Source organism: Bradyrhizobium ferriligni, assembly GCF_056837965.1.
In genome coordinates, this window is record NZ_JBXEJO010000216.1 from 1 (window position 1) to 584 (window position 584).

Sequence of the window (584 nt, forward strand, 5' to 3'; positions counted from 1 at the left end):
GTCAGGGAGTTTCTACAGTGTGTGTCCTATCCATCGCCACCTTCTGCTCATTATCCCCTGTTCCACCTGCCGTTGTCCTGCCCTATCCCACAGTTCTCTGTTTGTGGTCTAGTCATACCATCTCAAATGGAGTATCCTGCGTAGGCATCTATTGATGAATGTCTGCAGCTTTTTGGTGTTCACCTTAGTCGTTCTCCTTGTCTCCGCTCCATACAGAAGGACAGACTTGACATTTGAATTAAATATCATTATCTTAGTTTTATTCCTGATCATTCTTGAACGCCATATGTTCTTCAGAATGGCAAATGCTGATCTTGCCTTTTGTATTCTAACCCTAACGTCTTCATCTGTACCACCTTGAATGTTGACGACACTTCCCAGATATGTAAATGTGTCCATCTCTCTTTTAACAGTGCTCCTTTCAATATGTTCGGGTCACTGGAATTAGCATTTAATCTCATGATCTTTGTGTGTTTTTCTCGATGAATATTCAGACCTAGTTGTTGTGAGATTGTTTCTAGTTTAGTTGTTTTCTCTTGCATCTGTTGATGGCTGTGCGATAGGAGACTAGATCGATTAAATGT

The 584-nt window shown here is 41.1% G+C and carries 1 protein-coding gene; it reads right to left on the reverse strand.

Going from position 1 to position 584, the window contains the following annotated elements; genetic code table 11:
* Positions 1-293: 293 nt before the first annotated feature.
* Positions 294-584: hypothetical protein (locus tag AC1VNY_RS42550; protein ID WP_482409679.1), on the reverse strand; the 291-nt coding region annotated here is incomplete at its 5' end.